General features: G+C 35.0%; 20 protein-coding genes. 7 read left to right on the top strand and 13 right to left on the bottom strand.

Features of this window, described 5'->3' with window-relative positions; translation table 11 throughout:
• The first annotated feature begins 31 nt into the window (after window positions 1–31).
• Window positions 32–604: a pyridoxamine 5'-phosphate oxidase family protein gene (locus OO013_RS15830; RefSeq protein ID WP_266057912.1), complete on the top strand. Its 573-nt coding sequence runs from the start codon at window positions 32–34 to the stop codon at window positions 602–604.
• A gap of 106 nt (window positions 605–710) precedes the next feature.
• Window positions 711–2,081 carry a serine hydrolase domain-containing protein gene (locus OO013_RS15825; RefSeq protein WP_266057910.1) on the top strand — a complete coding sequence of 457 codons (1,371 nt, stop codon included), beginning with the start codon at window positions 711–713 and terminating at the stop codon, window positions 2,079–2,081.
• A 39-nt stretch (window positions 2,082–2,120) separates the two neighbouring features.
• Here OO013_RS15825 and OO013_RS15820 read toward each other — a convergent pair whose 3' ends face one another.
• Window positions 2,121–3,251 carry an AI-2E family transporter gene (locus OO013_RS15820; RefSeq protein WP_266057909.1) on the bottom strand — a complete coding sequence of 377 codons (1,131 nt, stop codon included), beginning with the start codon at window positions 3,249–3,251 and terminating at the stop codon, window positions 2,121–2,123.
• Between the two features lie 186 nt (window positions 3,252–3,437).
• Here OO013_RS15820 and OO013_RS15815 point away from each other — a divergent pair, with 186 nt between their 5' ends.
• On the top strand, window positions 3,438–4,700 hold the full coding sequence (locus OO013_RS15815; protein ID WP_266057907.1) for a glycosyltransferase family 87 protein: 1,263 nt from the start codon (window positions 3,438–3,440) through the stop codon (window positions 4,698–4,700).
• A 98-nt stretch (window positions 4,701–4,798) separates the two neighbouring features.
• Window positions 4,799–6,562, top strand: coding sequence for a thiamine pyrophosphate-binding protein (locus tag OO013_RS15810; protein ID WP_266057905.1), 1,764 nt, complete (start codon window positions 4,799–4,801; stop codon window positions 6,560–6,562).
• 7 nt (window positions 6,563–6,569) lie between these two features.
• Here the strand turns inward: OO013_RS15810 and OO013_RS15805 are convergent, their stop codons facing one another.
• Together OO013_RS15805 and OO013_RS15800 are read right to left on the bottom strand one after the other, a co-directional pair.
• Window positions 6,570–6,767: a helix-turn-helix transcriptional regulator gene (locus OO013_RS15805; RefSeq protein ID WP_266057904.1), complete on the bottom strand. Its 198-nt coding sequence runs from the start codon at window positions 6,765–6,767 to the stop codon at window positions 6,570–6,572.
• A complete protein-coding gene (locus tag OO013_RS15800; protein ID WP_266057903.1) occupies window positions 6,764–7,177 on the bottom strand; it encodes a hypothetical protein in 414 nt (137 codons plus the stop codon). The genes OO013_RS15805 and OO013_RS15800 overlap by 4 nt, the downstream gene beginning before the upstream one ends.
• 204 nt (window positions 7,178–7,381) lie before the next feature.
• Between OO013_RS15800 and OO013_RS15795 the strand changes: the two genes are divergently transcribed.
• Complete coding sequence (locus OO013_RS15795; protein ID WP_266057902.1) at window positions 7,382–7,960, top strand: hypothetical protein; 579 nt, start codon at window positions 7,382–7,384, stop codon at window positions 7,958–7,960.
• A gap of 84 nt (window positions 7,961–8,044) precedes the next feature.
• Here OO013_RS15795 and OO013_RS15790 read toward each other — a convergent pair whose 3' ends face one another.
• The 8 genes from OO013_RS15790 to OO013_RS15755 form a co-directional block, all read right to left on the bottom strand.
• A complete protein-coding gene (locus tag OO013_RS15790; protein ID WP_266057901.1) occupies window positions 8,045–8,680 on the bottom strand; it encodes a class I SAM-dependent methyltransferase in 636 nt (211 codons plus the stop codon).
• A 172-nt stretch (window positions 8,681–8,852) separates the two neighbouring features.
• On the bottom strand, window positions 8,853–9,365 hold the full coding sequence (locus tag OO013_RS15785; RefSeq protein WP_266057899.1) for a hypothetical protein: 513 nt from the start codon (window positions 9,363–9,365) through the stop codon (window positions 8,853–8,855).
• Between the two features lie 162 nt (window positions 9,366–9,527).
• The gene (locus tag OO013_RS15780) at window positions 9,528–9,980 is read right to left on the bottom strand and encodes an acyltransferase (RefSeq protein WP_266057897.1); all 453 of its coding nucleotides are present in this window, start codon (window positions 9,978–9,980) and stop codon (window positions 9,528–9,530) included.
• A 232-nt stretch (window positions 9,981–10,212) separates the two neighbouring features.
• Window positions 10,213–10,680: a helix-turn-helix domain-containing protein gene (locus OO013_RS15775; RefSeq protein ID WP_266057896.1), complete on the bottom strand. Its 468-nt coding sequence runs from the start codon at window positions 10,678–10,680 to the stop codon at window positions 10,213–10,215.
• A 282-nt stretch (window positions 10,681–10,962) separates the two neighbouring features.
• Complete coding sequence (locus OO013_RS15770) at window positions 10,963–11,409, bottom strand: SRPBCC domain-containing protein (RefSeq protein ID WP_266057895.1); 447 nt, start codon at window positions 11,407–11,409, stop codon at window positions 10,963–10,965.
• 15 nt (window positions 11,410–11,424) lie between these two features.
• Window positions 11,425–12,354, bottom strand: a complete 930-nt coding sequence (locus OO013_RS15765) for a helix-turn-helix transcriptional regulator (RefSeq protein WP_266057893.1) — start codon at window positions 12,352–12,354, stop codon at window positions 11,425–11,427.
• Between the two features lie 66 nt (window positions 12,355–12,420).
• Window positions 12,421–13,389 (bottom strand): zinc-binding alcohol dehydrogenase family protein, encoded by a 969-nt coding sequence (locus tag OO013_RS15760; RefSeq protein ID WP_266057892.1) that lies wholly within the window; start codon window positions 13,387–13,389, stop codon window positions 12,421–12,423.
• A 363-nt stretch (window positions 13,390–13,752) separates the two neighbouring features.
• Window positions 13,753–14,478: a DUF3108 domain-containing protein gene (locus OO013_RS15755; protein ID WP_266057891.1), complete on the bottom strand. Its 726-nt coding sequence runs from the start codon at window positions 14,476–14,478 to the stop codon at window positions 13,753–13,755.
• Between the two features lie 214 nt (window positions 14,479–14,692).
• On the opposite strand from OO013_RS15755, the gene OO013_RS15750 reads away from it, so the two are divergent.
• Complete coding sequence (locus OO013_RS15750) at window positions 14,693–15,715, top strand: sensor histidine kinase (protein WP_266057889.1); 1,023 nt, start codon at window positions 14,693–14,695, stop codon at window positions 15,713–15,715.
• Window positions 15,715–16,401 carry a LytR/AlgR family response regulator transcription factor gene (locus OO013_RS15745; protein ID WP_266057888.1) on the top strand — a complete coding sequence of 229 codons (687 nt, stop codon included), beginning with the start codon at window positions 15,715–15,717 and terminating at the stop codon, window positions 16,399–16,401. Before OO013_RS15750 ends, OO013_RS15745 begins: the two co-directional genes overlap by 1 nt.
• A gap of 180 nt (window positions 16,402–16,581) precedes the next feature.
• On the opposite strand, the gene OO013_RS15740 is transcribed toward OO013_RS15745, so the two are convergent.
• Window positions 16,582–17,340 carry a hypothetical protein gene (locus OO013_RS15740; protein WP_266057887.1) on the bottom strand — a complete coding sequence of 253 codons (759 nt, stop codon included), beginning with the start codon at window positions 17,338–17,340 and terminating at the stop codon, window positions 16,582–16,584.
• Window positions 17,333–18,016, bottom strand: a complete 684-nt coding sequence (locus tag OO013_RS15735) for a hypothetical protein (RefSeq protein WP_266057886.1) — start codon at window positions 18,014–18,016, stop codon at window positions 17,333–17,335. Before OO013_RS15735 ends, OO013_RS15740 begins: the two co-directional genes overlap by 8 nt.
• Between the last annotated feature and the right edge of the window lie 98 nt (window positions 18,017–18,114).

The raw sequence follows: 18,114 nt of genomic DNA, 5'->3' as shown, positions 1-18,114 counted from the left end.
AACAAATAACTTTTTTAACGGTTACTTTTTAATGGGAAATTTGATCACACAAGACCTCTCGCTTAATAAAATCAAATCAACTATACTCAATGAATTACAAAGAGCCGGTGAAGATAATCGTTCTGAATTTCACTTTGTCATACTGTCAACTGTCAACAGGCAAACGCCGGATTCAAGATATGTTGTCTTAAGAAAATTCATTCCTGAAGAAAGGAAGGCCTTTATATATACTGACATACGGTCAGATAAGATCGAACAAATAAAAGGTAATTACAATGTTTCTATCCTGACTTATGGAAAGAACAACCGATGCCAGGTTAAGCTTACCGGGACCTGCATCATCCATCATAAAGATGAAATAAGCAGAAACTATTACAATTCCCTATCTGATGGTAAGGAATCTTATAACTCAAAAAATCCACCCGGAACCAAAAAGGAAAATCACCAGGCTACGCAAGAACTTAAGGATGAATTTGACGATGAATATTTTGCAGTGCTCGAAGTAAATATCAGCCAAATAGAAGTTTTACAACTTAATAAGGAAAGACACATCAGATGTCTGTTTGATTTTGACAAAAAAGAAGAATCCTGGCTGGTTCCTTAGCCCCATACATACAGCTAAATTCTCGCTTACACTTTTTTAAAACCACTGACATAAATATCTAAACGATAGAGCTGTTTCATGCATCTTAAATATAAACGCAATTTATATGAAACACTTTTTTACTCTATTATTAATCATTACCAGTCCTTTTTTAAATGCTCAAAATTTCCCGGAGAAAATCGATTCTCTTATCAATGCCTCATTTAAAACCGGGGTGTTTAATGGGAATATTTTAGTTCATTATAATGACAAATTGATATATTCTAATTCTTTGGGCTATGCTGACAGTCAAAGAACTCCGCTAGCTAGTGATCATAGCATGCCCATAGGCTCAATATCTAAAGAGTTTGGCTCTGTTGGAATTATGTTTCTTGCCGAACAAGGTAAAGTTAACATTGATGAGCCCCTAATTAATTACTTGGATTTCTTACCGGAATACTGCTCAGATATAAAAGTTAGTCAAATCTTAAATTATACATCTGGTATAATTGCGACAGCGGGTTATGATACTGAAAGCCTGAAAGAATCATTATCTGAAGCCAAAGAATTAAAATTCAACCCCGGAACACGCTATGATTACAATTATTCCAATATCATTCTTCAGAAAGCATTGATTGAAAAGTTATCCGGAATGACTTTTAAAGACTTTCTGGAAAAAAGATTATTCAATCCAATTGGCATTGATCAAATATATCAACCAGAAAACGGAAAGCTATATGGAAAAATGGCTGAATCATTTAACAATGATGGTGAGAATACCACTTTTATTCATGACTACACAAAGGCAATTTATCTAACCCCTGATGATCTTCATCAATGGCTTAAATCATTGTATAATGAAGATATTATATCCTTTGAAACAATTTCTACGCTTAACAAAACATTTGACAAAGGCAGTCAGTCAGGCTTGGGACATCTAAGCTTAGATTCATTAGGTGTTTTAGAGCACTATCATCATGGATCAGGGAACAATTATGAGGCAATAATTTACTATTCCAGGGAATTGGAATTAGAAATAATTCTGATGACCAACAATCTGAATTTTAAGCTGGCTGAAATAGGAAATGGCATCATAAATATCATGCAAAACAAGCCATTTAAAACGCCAAAGAGATCTGTCTACCTCGACATCAGGGAAAAACTAAACGATGACTTTGAATCGGGAATTGCATTTTACCATCAGATCAGAACTGAAAAGGCAGATTCTTATGATTTGGATAATCAAGGAAATGACTTAATTAAGACTGCTCAATACCTGATGAGAAGAGAAAAATACACTGACGCAGCAACTTTACTCAATTTGGGATACATAACTTGTGAACTGAATAAAAATGATAAATCCAGTTTCGCCGAACTAATTGCTGATTGCTATTCCTCACTGGGCAAAAACGAATTAGCAAAAATCTATTACCAGAAAAGTATTCTTTTTAATGCCTCAAACAAAGGTGCTCAAAATAAATTAAACGATTTGATCTGAAAAAAGGATAAGCATAATAACAGGAGACGATTGGTAAATCTAATCGTCTTCTATTATTTTCTTATATTCATCTGCAGCCTCTCCCCCTTTCAAGTCTTCTTCAAGTTGCTTGTCGTTTACCGGGTATAACGAATGCTGAAAAACATGACCGTAAATCTCCCAAAAGGCCAAAAATAAGGCAGCGACCAGTGGACCAATGATTATCCCGGCAATACCAAATATTGCAAGTCCTCCGAGGGTTCCAAACAAGATCATGAGATCAGGTAATCCGGCATCTTTACCAACTAATTTAGGTCGGATCAGATTATCAATATTCCCGACCACAACCACACAGTAGATACCAAGTATTATCGCCGGGGTAGTATCTCCGATGATGAACAGATAAATTACTGCCGGCACCCACACAATCGCTGTTCCCAATGCAGGAATAATAGAAAATATAACCATCACCACACTCCAGAAAATAACATTTGGAATTCCTGCTATAGCCATTCCGATACCTCCTAATACTCCCTGGATAACACCAATTAAAAGCGTGCCTTTCAGGGTCGCTTTGGTTACCTTAACAAACTTGGTCAGAAGGGTCTTTTCCTCATCATTTTTTAATGGCAGGTAGTATAAAAACTGCTCCAAATAACTTTTGCCATTGATCAGGAAATAATAAAAGGTAAAAAGGAAAATAAAGAAGGAAAATATAAAATTAGCCGTTCCCGAAGAGAAACTCTGTAGTCCATCAATGATAAAATTGCCCAATCCCTTAACGACATTTCCAACGGTGCCAGCCAGCTTTTCATTATCCGGAAAAACTTTATGTACAATCGGTATCTTTTCTAATTCTGTTACAATTACGCCCGGCTGTTCTGCATATTTAGACAACCAGGGGCCTGCCAGTTGAACTGCACTGACAGCCTGCTCAATCACTACAACCATCAATGCTGCAAAAGGAAGCAATATGATGAGTACGAATAAAACTAACGTTATAGCTGCACTGGCAGATTGCCTCCCTCCAAGTTTAGCAGTCAGTCGTTTATAAAAAGGATAAAGCATTCCTGCGAAAATTGCCGCCAGGAAAATGGCCATCAAAAACCCCTTAACCATTATTAAAAACAACAAGGAAATTCCAAGAGTGAGGATTAAAACAGTGGCTTTATTCAGGCTTTGATCTTTCATTTTAGTTTTAATTAATAATTCCTAAATCTATCTGGAAATTATACTCCTGACAAATTTGTTATGCATCTTTAAAAGATATATTATCTGTTATAGTATTTTTGATACAATTTTTACTGATATATGGTTCTGTGATCAGATAAAAACTCAAATAAGATATTCACAAATTTTTATTATTAAAAGTCCATAATGATTTCAACTATAAAAAAGCACAGAAAAAAGATCTATTATTCATTATTGGTAGTAATTGGAATCGCCATGATCTTCTTTTCAATCAATAAAACCGAAAAGAATATCGATATCGGATCTGATTACTTTGTTTTCTGGAAAGCTGGTGTGGATTTCTTTGAAGGTAATGATCTGTATGATCCGATTGAAGGAGCCAGGGATTATATCTACCCTCCTTTTGCTGCTTTTCTTTTTCAGATTCTCGCAATCTTTCCTTTAAAAGTTTCAGCAAATATATTCTTGCTGTCAAATGTTTTTGTGCTTTTACCACTGGCTATTATCATTTTAATCCGAATTTGTAAAACACTCAATCTGTCTGAAGATCAGTACAAGATTCCAGTAATCCTTACCGTTGTTTTTTCTCTAAAGTATTTCTGGAATAACCTGATTACCTACCAGGTCAACTTTTTATTGCTTACTATAACTTTACTGGGAATATATTATTTCTTTAAAAATAAACCTGTCGCATCTGTTATAATTCTGGCAATTGCCGCATCTATTAAAATAATCCCGGTTGTTATTCTTGGCTTTGTGGTAGTTTATCACTGGAAAAAAATCAAAGTATGGATTGCAGCTTCAGGCACGGTTTTATTATGCTTTTTAATTCCATTTCTAATAAAAGGATGGCAGGTTTATGTCAATTATTATGAATTTTTCCTGAAAAAAGCGCAGAATCAGGCTGCGGAAGGGTTGATTTCTTATACAAACCATTCATTAATGGCATTTATCGTCAAACTAATTGCTCCGGAAACAATAAATAAGTCTGTTGGCAGTGAAATTATGGAACAGGCTGCCTTTTACAGAAACATCATCTTATTAGGATTAATTATTCTGATTTCCGCAGTTATTATTATATCAATCAGAAGGAAAAACAACATTACAAATCTTTTTGTGTTTGCAATTTTATTTTGTTTTACTCATTTAGTTTCTACAATCACCTGGACGGCACATTTAGTTACTTTCATGTATATTCTCCTGCCTCTATTTCTCACACAAAGGGAGTTTGTCCGGTTAAAATGGGAAAAAATATTTATTTACCTTCTGATCATAATCGCATTCTTCCTGGGAATTGAAGGTAGCGACACAACCGGCAAATTGCTCTACAATGTTTTACGTACCTATGATATTTTCACGCTATACCTGATCGTAGTCTTATTGTATTATAGTGGAAAGATATTCTTTTCGAAGGACCTGAAACAGAACAGGTTATCAAGAGTATATTAAATGTCAGGGATTTAACCACAGTCTAAATAAAACCTCTCCTTTTTTATAGAATTGATTGTTATTAATTAAATTCTATCTGATCAAAAAAAGGTGAGTTTATGACTGTATCAGAACAACTTTTAGGCATTCTAAGTAATGAAGGAGTAAAACACATTTTTGGAGTCGCCGGCGATGCGCTTAACCCTCTCGTTTGTGCCATAGGAAGCCAGGATAAAGTAAAATGGATTAAAGTAAAACACGAAGGAAATGGAGCATTTGCTGCTTTTGCCCAGGGCGAATTAAACGATAAGCTGGGAGTATGTGCCAGTACTGTGGGCCCGGGAGCCCTTCACCTGATTAATGGCCTCTATAATGCGAAAAAAGAACGGTCGCCGGTACTGGCCATCACCGGACAAATACCTGTGGAATATATTGGAACAAACTTTCATCAGGAGGTTGACTTGAAAAACATGTTTAACGATGTGTGTGACTACCAGGCAATCATCAGGAGTCCGGAAGAAGCTCCTCGAATATTCATCAGGGCAATGAGAACGGCGATCAACAATAAAGCTGTCTGCAGAGTAGAGTTACCGGCAGATATTGCTGAAATGGAAGCCAAAAACAATTATTTTATTCAGGATGTATTTGTCTCTGATTCAATCGTTATTCCTCCTGAATCAACTATCGATCAGGCAGCAAAGCTCATTAACGAAGAAGATAAGATCGGCATTCTGGCTGGTACCGGTTGCCGCGATGCACGAGATGAAGTGCTGAAATTTGCCAGTAAAATTAAAGCCCCGATAACTCATACCGTTCGGTCTTCTGATATATTCGACCATGAAGCTCCCGGTGTGGTGGGGCTATCCGGACTGATTGGAAATTCTGCCGGGTATGATGGAATCATGGAATGCGACCTATTGATCATGCTGGGTACGGATTTTCCTTATTTTGATTTCCTCCCAAAAAACAAAAAGATCATTCAAATCGATATCCGGCCGGAAAGCATCGGTAACCGGGCCCCGGTAGACCTGGGTATTCATGGTGATGTGAAATATGTAGTTGGTGAATTACTGGAAAAATGCACCGATAAAACTGATGACAGCTTTCGCAAAAAACTGGTCAAATCATTTACCAGTTGGAAGGAATCTAATTTGAAAAAATCGGATCCCAAAGGAAAGCTTTCTTTAGTTCAGGCCTCGGCGGTTTCCAAAGGCCTTAGTGATATTGCTTCTGATGACGCTGTATTTGTGGTCGACACCGGGACATCCACTATCTGGTCGACCAACTTCATGAACTTCAAAAAGGAAAGAAGAATGATCGGATCGTTTAATCATGGATCGATGGCTGTAGGATTACCGGCAGCGATTGGTGCACAGCTTGAATATCCTGACCGGGAAATCTGGGCAATGGTCGGCGATGGATCGTTTCACATGACACTTCATGAGTTTTCTACCGCAGTTGAATATAATCTACCCATTAAGATAATCGTATTTAATAATGCGGAACTGGGCTTCGTGAAAATTGAGATGGAAGAAGCTGGTCTGGCTCCCAATTATGATGCGTTGGCTATTAAAAATTTCGACTTCCAAAAATTTGCTGAAGTCACCGGAGGAAAAGGATTTACTATAGACAAGCCAGACAAGATTATCCCTGTATTAAAAGAAGCTCGTGCAACTAACGGACCTTGTATTATCAATGCCATTGTCGAACCCGGAGAACTATCTCTTCCACCGAAAATAGGCTTTGAAGAAGCGAAGAATTTTGGCACCTCAAAGATTAAAGAAGCCCTGCAATCGGTTAAAGGAGATAAAAGACAATGGGAAAACATCAAAAGTGAGATCAACGCCTTTATTGATAAAGAAATAAATGGAAGAAAGGAATAATTTAAAATCATTCCTCTTCATCCTGAAATATATCTTCAATAGGCTTTTTAAATAACTTTGAAAACTTAAAGGCCAGGGGTAAACTGGGGTCGAATTTACCTTTCTCAATGGCATTGATGGTTTGGCGGGATACATTAGCAGCATCCGCTAACTGAGCCTGGGTCATATCGTGCTCCGCTCGGAGTACTTTTAAACGATTTTTCATTTGTATCTGAAGTTTCCGATGATAATTGATACCATGTAAGTGATTCCGATCATCATCACTACGATCGATATTTCTGCATCGCCTTTGATGACATTCGTAATATCCATCATTGAGTAGGCCAACCCTCCGACTACCGCTACGCCAAGAGCCATCGCCATTGCATCCATAAAAATCTTGCGTTGCAGTTCATCGAGATCCATAATGTAACGTCTGTTAGCCAGTATGAGTCCGATACCCGTAATCAGGTTAAGGATAATTGCCGCAATAGAGATCGCCTCATTAAAATCCCACAGGAATTTAGCTCCGAAAGACACAAGGGCAACTGTAATAACCCAGGCAAACGTCCAGATGGACAATCGTTTCGTATTTTTCTTTAATTGGCTTTTGAGATTAGTGTGTTCTGCATTCATAATTGTAAAGTCTTATTTAATTAATGTAAAGTTTTATTGACACAAATATACAAAAAGAATTCATAATGTAAACAAAACTTTACAAAAAGATTATAAGAGTTTACTTTTCAAGTTATAGGCATGCAATACTTGTTGGCTGAACCTTTGAAATTTGAACATTTAATATTTATTTCAATCCGGGATTATCAATTAAGCAGTTTTTTAATGAGCACATTACTTTTTCAGTTTATCATCACAATTTCATCGCTAAATACCTTTTCACATAATGTTACATTTGGTGATATTAATTTAAACGATTCCAGATCACCCTCGGAATCTGAGCACTTATACCAAAACTATTTCAATTATGATCAAATCGATTATTACAGATTGATTTCAGATCAAAGAAAAGATTCTTTGCTAGAAGAAGCCTCAGAAAATGATCAGTCAATAATTAGTGGTTTCATGGATTCTGAATACCCAAAATATCAGAAGGATACTATCCACATCGATAAACTCGAAAAGTATGGCTTTAAGAAAACCCGAGTCCCCTATAGGAAATTTAGTTCTATTAATAAATTATTCAGAGTCAAAGAAGGTGATCTTATAAACCCGGATGACTGGGGCTGCTTCCCCATTTACAGAGACATCCTGGTTTTTAAAAAGAATAATCAAATAGTGGGTATTGCTAAGATCTGTTTTGGTTGTTCCGGAAGTTACTTTATTGGCACAAAAGTCACCACAAAGGGTTTTGGCACCCCGGAAGATTACGATAAACTGGAAAAGATTTTACATGGTAAATAAAGATTCACATTGTTTTTCAAAATCATCTTGGCAGTTTTCGAAGCATGTCGGTGGATAAATTAATATATCCTATGAGCCCGGGTTTTAATTGACAGCAGGCTTCTCTCCATGCATACAATGAGCGCCGAATCTTACCTGATCATTGCTTTCTGTTTTGCAATTTATAAATCCTGCATCACGAAATAATTTTTCGAGATCCTCAAGCTTATGCATGTAAAATTTTTCAGCCATGACCGGTTTATATTTTCCGAATTTTTCACGGAAGGGAAAGGTAACGGCCCCACGCCCGCTGGGTTTGAGCACCCGGTACATTTCTTTAAATACCGCACCCGGATCTTCAATTACGTATACCGTTGCTACTGTGATTGCCTTGTCAAATTCACCATCTTTAAATGGCAGTTGGCTGCCCGGAGCCTTATGAAGTTTTACCCTATCCTCTGAAATAGCTTTGGAATTTTTATCAGAAGCCATTTCTATTGCAGTGTCTGATACCTCGATTCCTGTAACGGAACCCCCGGACGCTTGTTGTGAGAGAAACTTAATGTTAGCTCCATTTCCAAAACCAATTTCAATGATATCATCATCCGGTTGGATATTCATAAGACTGGCCGTCCAGCGTGCAGGCTCAATAGTCGATTTTGTCATCACCGTCAACATGAGCTTTCCGAAAAGTCCTCTTGGGTACTTTATCTGCTTCCCTATTTCTTTGAGTATATTCATTATTCCAGGAGATTATACTTTAAAGCTGTCAGAACTAATTTACTTTTTGAAGCTGCCTTTAAATGTAATAATAAAGGGTGTGAGGTGAGCGAATCAGGTCGCTTAGACCATATTGTAAGTTAATGAAATGGATATTAGCCTACAACAAGAATGAAGCAGAATGCACCTTCAATTAGGGTTGTGTGCTGTTTTTAAATACTTTATCCCTCACTCCTCTCCTGTTTAACCAGACTGTCAATCCACAAAATAATATGGTTAAAAAATGATTAACAGAAGATACTTCACAATCCCCATTGTATATCGACCCGGAATATTCATGATAATGCCAGGGAAAAATATTATCGTACTCTGGAAGATTTATCCCTGTCAATCCGTTTAAAATACCCGGAGACAAGTCTACAAGGTCTGGAAACAAACTTCCCAAATAAATGAACCCGACAATAGAAATCCATTTCATTCTGGACTTCCAAAGAGCAAAAAGAATTAGAATCAGTCCGACAATCGCATCCCATTTAGAATTGATTGGGTAGCAATGAGGCGAGTAGTCTAATATTCCATGGGAAATCACTCCTAAGGTGAATCCTGTAATCGAAAGTTTTACCTGGTTACTCAGGCTATCATTCCTGAAATTAGAATGCCCGGCAATTATTGCTGTACCTGCAGCGATATGGAATATTACGTTCATTAAATTTTATTGGGAACCTTTAAAGTAATTTTAGAGCCATAAGGTGTTTCTAAATTTATAGCTAAACGAGTTATGCGAAAAAGTAACACAGCAAAAGGGAAAAATTCAAAAGCGGTTATAAAGTTAAATTTCGACTTTTTTATTTCTCTAATTCAGTTCTCCTTAAAATAGCAACATCAAAGATCTATTAATAAAAATTGTCGCAATTAAACAAGCAGTTATAATACTCAAATTAACAGATGCCCGAACTACCCATGACTGCCTTGAAAAATTATGTCTAAGGATTCTGGTGATCAAAACCGCTAATCCCATAATTAAAAACCAAATTGAAAAGAAAAACGATAGTTCACCTCGATAGATTGTGGTAACAGCATCATGTATCAGTCCACAAAAAATAAAGGTTAATAGTAATGAAAGGGCAACCGGAAGAAACCTTTTTAATGGTTTAAATATGAATTTCCCCAGATAATATCCGAAAATCGGATTCCAATAGTTCCAAAATGTAGAAAAGTTTTTTGAACCAAGTGAACGGTAAAGATTATTTCTTAATGATTTTGGACTTCCAATAGATACTCCATTCCTTTTTTTGATATAGTCAGTCAAAGTCATATTCATAGGTTGCTTTTTGGTTGGGCGTTAGGGTTAGTATATATTTCATAAGGAATTGCGAGTTTCAAATTAATCAAAATACCATTTAAAATCCATGCGTGTGATTTCACGAGAGGTATCTGAAACCCTTTTATATTTCTATTGGCGCGTAGCAAAGTAATTTGCCTACCTATAACAACAGTTTACAGGACAAGCGTATTGCTGAAAAAGCAATTCACGACTGTGGATATAAACTGATTTAATTTTTATTGGCATATTTCTTTTTAATCATTTTGTTTTTCCATTCTTCTCCGAAAAAATCAAAACTAATGAAGGAATAAATTCCTAAGAAAGCAATCCAGGCAATTAGCATATAAAAAAATACCCACCAGGCTTCTGAATCTGAATCATTAATTGCAATAACAAGGAATAAAATCAGGTTCACTACCGCTAAACCAAGAAGGCCATAAAATCCTTTTAACTTTTGAATATAAGCCTCCTCTTTTCTAATTTTTTCTAATTCTACTTTTTTATTTGAATCTTCAATATTGGTATCGAAAACAGCTGCTAATGATTTTAGAGATTCTAATCCTGCGTTTTCACCATTTTCAATTCTTTGAATGGTCCGAATACTTAACCCGCTCATTTCGGCTAATTGTTCTTGCGACCAGTGACGCTCTAATCTCATTTTTTTGATGTCTCTTAAATTTGTTTTGTTTGAATCCATTATTAATATTTTTTGATTTCGATGTAAAAGTAATATTTGAAGATTATTTGTTATTGTCAGCTACCTGACCTGCATATGACAGCAATACGACATTAACCGGACATACAGTTCAGATAGCTTAAAATGATGAGATTTACACCACGCGTCACTTTAATTGCAGTTAAAGGGTAGCGGTTCCGAAACACTGAACTTTCAGGTAAGCACAAGTTATAACATGAGATAAAAGTCCTTATTTCATTACCTTGTCGACTTTTTTCATATCCATTATTACCCCCTGGCTTTCTATTCATTTAATAATTTCTTCATTGTTGGAATTACCATTTGCCATCCTTGTTTTGATTCTTCGTATCTTTTTTCGGCATTATCTGCATCCTGAAAGTCGCCTTGCGTTATGACTAAATCACAACCATTTTCCTTTGGAATAACTTCATAAGTTAGATTCACGTAATTAGTTGGAATATCAGGTATTCCCATATTTGGGTCAAACATAGAAAAGGTTGTTTTTTTACCTTCTTCAAATTCTATAATCGAGCCTTTTACATAAATAACTTCTTTTCCATCTTCTGTTTTACCTTTCCAGATAATTGAGCTGCCTATTTGCCAATCAGAAAGAACTTCACAACCAAACATATATTGTTTAGTCATTTCCGGATTGATAACTAAATCCCAAACTGTTTTTGCATCAGAATTAAACGCTACTGTTTCTTTAATAATCATTGAATTACTCATTTTTAGCATTTTAAATTAAAAGTCCAAATTTGATTTTTTTTCAATTTGAGTAATTACAGAATCGGGATTTACTCTAACACTATTGGGAGAAATACCATATTCCTTTTTAAAGGCAGTAGAAAAATGTTGAGGAGAATTATATCCAGTTTGGTAAGCAATTTCCTTTGCTGATTTATCTGTACCTAAAAGTAATTTTTTGGCTAAGCTCATTCTGCTTTTGTGAATATATCCAAAAATGGTAGTTCCAAATAATTCTTTAAATCCCTTTTTTAATTTGTATTCATTTATTCCTGAGAGTTTTGATAATTCGGTTATCGTTGGGGGATTGTCAATTCTTGAATTTAGAAGTTCTTTTGCTTCTATAAGTTTGTCTCTGTCTTTAGTTGTTTTTATGAAAAGGTTGTTTTCCTCTTGTTGATATAGGTCAGCTTGTAAAACAAGGAGCTCGATACTTTTAGAAAGTAAAAACAAGTCTTTTAGTTCTTGTTGATAAGGACAATCTAATATTTCCTTTATGACTTGTTGTATTTTGAAATTGTTGGTTTTCCAATGATTGGATAAAATTGAATTTTCCTTTTTCAGAACTTTATCAGCGAACCTTTTTAACGGTTCATTGCCATTTTGAGCAATCTCTATGAATGATTCGCTCGTAAAATTGATTCCAAAAGTTTCAATTCTTTGACTTCTGTTTTCTACTTCAATTTCAAGCCCTTCAGAATACATGATGTTATTGTGGCTTCCAGAAAGGTCAAAAGAACTTCCCAATTGTGTATAATTGAATTGATAGCTACCGTGAAGTCCGAAATGAAGTCTTACTAAATCTGAATCGTTTCGAGATTTTGTTCTACCAAAGTCTTTATAGTCAATAACATTATGAGAAATCGAAAGCTTGTCTAATTCCCATGTTTTGGATATTCTATTTTCTATGTTATTAGTTTTATTCATTGGTTTTTTGCTGGTAGATTTTAGTATAAACTGCGTTTTAATACTTTTACAAAGTGTTGTAGTGAGTCATGTTTTAACAATAATTTTCCCGTTTGCTTTATTGTCTTCCATGTATTGATGCGCATTTGCTACTTCATCCAATTGGAATACTTTGTCAATATTCAAATTGATGTTTCCATTTTCAACCTCATCAATAAATTCCTGAAGTAACTCTTTGGAAAGGTTTTTTGATTCTCCCATGTAGACTGTCAACCTGCCTAATGATGGAATGTCACCCATTGGTGTGAACTCTTTCATAGTCCATTCATTTCCTAATATTCCTGTCATGCATACCATTCCTTTGGGTGCAATGCATTGAAGTGAATCTTTCAAAGTTCTTGTTCCAATTAATTCAAGCACTTTATTAACCCCGTCAGGGCGAATTTTTCTGATCTGGTCTTTGACGCTTCCTTTATCGATAGCCACATAGTCGGCACCATTATCTAGCAGTGCTTGTTTATTGTTAGGGTTTCTAGTAGTAGAAATAACGGTTAACCCTTTCGCTTTCGCAAGCTGGCATGACAACATTCCGATTGAAGAGGTACCCCCTCTGATGAGTAAAGTTTCACCATCCGCTATTTCCAAAGCTTGATTCAATGAGCCAGAAACAGTTTGAAACATTTCAGGAATTGCTCCAAGTGTTTCCCAAGGTAAATTACTTTTAAATGGAAATACGATCTCCACAGGAACACAGGTGTATTCTGCGTAGCCACCATCAAAAAACCTACCCATTCCACCCATGATAGCAGCTACCTGTTGTCCTTTTGAATAAGTACCGGAAGCATCTTCTTCAATAACCCCAACACATTCAATTCCCTGAATACGAGGAAATACAACACCTGGAGAATCACCCCTTCTTGTGAAAAGCTCAGATCTATTTAAGCCGAATGCCTCTACTTTAATTAAAACCCATCCAGTTTTAACTTTTGGCTTGTCAACTTCCTGAATTTCGATGACTTCTGGGTCTCCAGCTTTTGTTGTTATTGCTGCTTTCATTTTTTTAATTCACTACAACGAAGTAATAAGTACGAAGTTATTGCTCTTATTCCTTATATGGTGTTACTCATTTTGGTTGATAAATATTCTCCTGAAAATCCGAAAATAGCTTAATTAAACTCAAAATCAAATATTTTCACTTTTTAATACCAGTTGTAATAATCGTATACTAATGGAAAATATTCATATATATTTTTGAATCAATCTGGGTTTGAGCTTCAAAGAAAAACTTGATAGGTCATGCATCTATTTTTACGATGAGAACCGGTGAGGTTAAATCCAAATATTTATAGATGATAAAAAAGAAAGAAGTAACTAAGGAGCTTATTTCCCTAATTACTTCTTAATCATGTTTCTGTAAAATCAGAATTTCCTGACTTTATAAATCTTCATTCCCTGATATGTACCTTCCATTTTGACAAATTCTCTTCCTTTTTTAGTATACCAAAACTTGGTTGGTTGCGTACCTTTATAATCTGTAAACAACACCCAGGCATCTACAGATCCCAAACCTTCTACGTCTATTTTGGCTGAAGTTACTGTGTATTTATACCAACCAGGATTTGCCTGACCTCCTGCATGAAAAAATGGGATATAGAGCTCTTTACCGTCCTCAAAGGGCAATATGGAATACGTTTCTAAATCAAGCTCAAAATTAAACATCGGTTCATTAAGATCAGTTTTATAGTCCGCAGCTGTGTTTTGTTTTGCGCTATCCAGGCCAATTACCTGATTATCTAAAAAACGATATGCTTCTTTTCCTTTTCTTGAATTTCTAATCTGGATAACCGGCTTAAAAGTTTCCGCTTCCACTAAGGCAGTAAACCCTCCTTGCATTGAAGGGAGGCTAAAAGCATGACTGATTTCAACATATTCTTTTCCATTAATAATCACTTTTTTAGTTGTGCTTTTCATAGGCATAGAAGGGGTTTTCTTACCATCACGCACCATGTATACCTCAAAGTCATAGGGTTCATAATGTAACTCATCAAAGTCCTTAAATGGTTGGCCTACTTTTATGGAATCGGCATTTTGCGAAAAAGCAGAAATAGTGAATGTGAAAAAAAAAATTAATTGTAGGTATTTCATAATTTCATTTATTGTTTTGAGGTAATTTTGACTTAAATCCTTTTAACTATGAAATTTTTTAGATGCCTTAGGTTTATCACTCTGCCTTCTTATAAAATTTATCTACGGATCGATTTATCGACCCAACTGTGCAATCGGTAGATTCATACTTACTGACGGTCTAATTAGGTCTTTTCACATTACTTTCATTAAATAATTGGCTTATTTTTAAAAAATGAGATTGATCATAAAGCACAAGGTTCTGTTACTCCATATAATTTTTTGGGGCCTTTTTATCTCTTATCAGCTATACGACTATACCCGGTATTTGTCTTTTGATAAAGCCGCTCTTTTTTTGCTGTACCCAATGTCGTTTAACTTCGCCATAAGCTATGTGCATTATTTCTTCGTCTTGCCCTACTTACTCAAGAAAAACAAGCTTCTAAAATATATTGGCCTAACTCTATTACTATTTCTGATATTTGGAGCAATAAGAATTGCCTTTGATGAGTATACCGTGGCGAAAGCATCCCCGGATCCTGCCTATTATGAACAAATACATGTAGCCAGAATACTTAGTATTTTATGGGGATTTATTTCTTTTATGGTGTTTACGAGTATGATAAAGCTAACTGCCAATTGGTACGACCTGGAAAGTAAGAGAAAGCAACTTCAAAATGAAAAACTCACTGCTGAATTAAACCATTTGAAGGCTCAGATCAATCCACACTTTTTATTTAACACTCTGCATAATCTTAATTACTTAACTCTTAGAAAAAGCGATGAAGCCTCTGGTGTGATCATCAAACTTTCTAACATAATGCGCTATATGATCTACGAGGCCAATAAGGAAAACGTTCCGATCTACAATGAAATCAACTATATGAAAGATTATATTGATTTGGAAAAAATAAGATTAAATAAAAACTTTAAACTTGATCTCAATACTAGTGGATTAGATAAAAACATAACCATCGCCCCATTACTTTTAATTACCTTTCTTGAAAATGCATTTAAGCATGGAGTATCTGACAGAGCAAATAATTGTTGGATAAAGATTAAAATAGAAGCTTATAACAATGCATTGACCTATACGGTAGCCAACTCCAAAGTGAAAATCTCAAACAATCAAAATGCTTCTGGTTTTGGCCTTGATAACCTTAAAAAAAGACTCGCTCTTCAATACCCCGATTCACATAAACTTTCTATTAGTCAAAATGAAGACGAGTTCAAAACAAAACTTACTTTGAATTTATAATGATACGTTGCTTAATTATAGATGACGAACCGTTCGCCAGAAGCCTCCTGGCCGACTACATCAATAAGGTGCCATACCTTGATCTTATTGGTGAGTATTCTACAGCTATTGATGCTATTGAACATATAAATAGCAAAGAGATTGACCTGTTATTTTTGGATATACAAATGCCGGAACTTACCGGTGTCGAGTTTCTAAAAGTGATCGAGCACAAACCTCAGGTCATTTTTACTACGGCATTTTCAGAATATGCATTAGAGGGCTATGAACTTAATGTGATAGATTACCTTCTCAAACCTTTCGATTTTGCCCGCTTTCTCAAAGGCTGTGAGAAAGTAAAAAAAGCCTTACAACCTAAATTAGAAACAAAGGTTGAATCTAAGGATTATATATTCTTAAAAGACGGCAACAGCTTGCAAAAACAATATTTTAGAGATATTTACTATATCAAAGGATTAAAGGATTATGTCCGTGTGTTGGCCAAATCAAAGGAGCATATAGTTTTATATACATTTAAAGAACTGCTGAACGAACTACCGGAAAGGCATTTCATACGAATTCATAATTCGTATATAGTTAACGTTGATCATATATCAGCTATCGAAAAAAACAGGGTTTTGATAAATGATCAATATATCCCTATAGGCCGCACGTTTAGAGAGGAGATGAATAGAATACTTGAATAACAGTTATTACAAATAGGTTTATTCTCTCTGTTTGGAGTATTCGACAGGAACCCCTCCCCTCGATCGTGTAGCGAAGCAATATTCGCGTGCCTATATTAACAGTTCCACCTTTACAATACCCTTTTGATCTCAACAGGGCACGCGTTTTGCTAAAAAAGCAACGCGCCAGTGGGAAGTTATTTATTCAGTTTCTTTTTCTGTATTTGAGTTAATAAGTTGAATTAATCTTTCGAGAGATGACTTTATTTTGTCCGACTCACTCTTTTTTAGCATTAATTCCGCCTTGTTCTTCATTCCACTATATTTTGCGTTTGGATAGAGTTCAATTAAAGCAGGAAAATATTTGTCAATTCCCTCCGCTAGTTTTGCTCTTCCCTCTTTTGTTAATGCATCTTCGCGATTTATTAGATCCAAATAAATGAGATAGTTTTGTATCAGTGTACTAATATTCGAATTAATTTGGTTTTTTATTCTTGAAGAGTTTGGATCATCTGCATTTTCTTTAATTTGGATGTTTCCTAAATCGAAATATTTTAATTGAAGCTCCAAACCAAAATGCCAAACTTCAAGCATTTCCTTGTCGTATAAAAATTGGTCTTTTCTGTCAAGGTCATCATAGATTTTCATCATATCTTTCCACTCACTAAAGAATTTATCCGCAACTTCGTTTTTATAATTTAGCCCTAATTCGGTATCATCAAGTACAATGTTAAAATTCTGCTGGTCGGTGAGTTTTTCTACTATGATTCTTGTTTCAGGGTCGTCAAAAGTAGGGAGTTTTTCATCCTCTTCATAGCCATAATTTAATTTCAGAACTATCTCATCATAATCGTTCACATCCCAATATCGCTTGTCAACAGGAAAATCGTGTTTATCGGTATTACAATTTGTCAATATAATGCTTGCTAAAGCAAAAATGATAACTCTAATTTTAGTCATTAAATTCAATTTTTGGTTTTCTATATTCTATAAGTAAATTCAGTAAACTGTCGACTTCTCTTTCATATCTTTTTTGTTCGCTCAGAACGTAACTATGAAAAGTATTAAAGTCATAATCTTTTTGAAATTTTCTTTCTTCTCGCATTGTTTGCCTTATTATTCCCTCGATTTTGTTTTCATCAAATCTTTGGAGCTCTGAAATCCTTTCTTTTGCTTTTCTAACAAACAATTCAGTTATTTTTATATGATATTTTTCGTGTGTGAGTAGTTCTTTACTGTTTATGTTCTTTTTGTAAACAAATGATCTTGACGGATGGAAAAGACATTTAACAGTTACAGAATTGCCATCAAATTTACTTTCTATTGATGTCACTACGTAAGCAAACCTCTCATTTCCATAAAGTGATTTCTTGAAAAATTCTAAGCCTCTAAAATTCTCAAATGTTATCTGGTCATATTTATCAAAAGTCAAAGGCTTTTCGTAATTCAAAAAATTGGTGTGACTTAAAATGCCAAATCCAATGACTAAAAAAATTATAATCGAAAAACTATATTTGAGAAAGGTTTTGATCTTTTTTGAATCAATTTTATTCTCTTTTATTCCTAATCCCAATTGGTAAAAAACTGGAGAATATAATATTAGAATTATTAATATAACTATTAGTTTGTCATTCATTTGTTTTGGTTGGTCACAAATGCCTACACCGATCGTTTATGAGCCACACAGCACTACATAATTCTTATATAAATATCGTTTTTGGTTGTTAATAAATT

Origin of the sequence: Mangrovivirga halotolerans, assembly GCF_026241165.1 — a bacterium.
Classification (GTDB): domain Bacteria; phylum Bacteroidota; class Bacteroidia; order Cytophagales; family Cyclobacteriaceae; genus Mangrovivirga; species Mangrovivirga halotolerans.
Note: the sequence above shows the minus strand (reverse complement) of the source record. Positions and strands in the feature narration are given on the sequence as shown.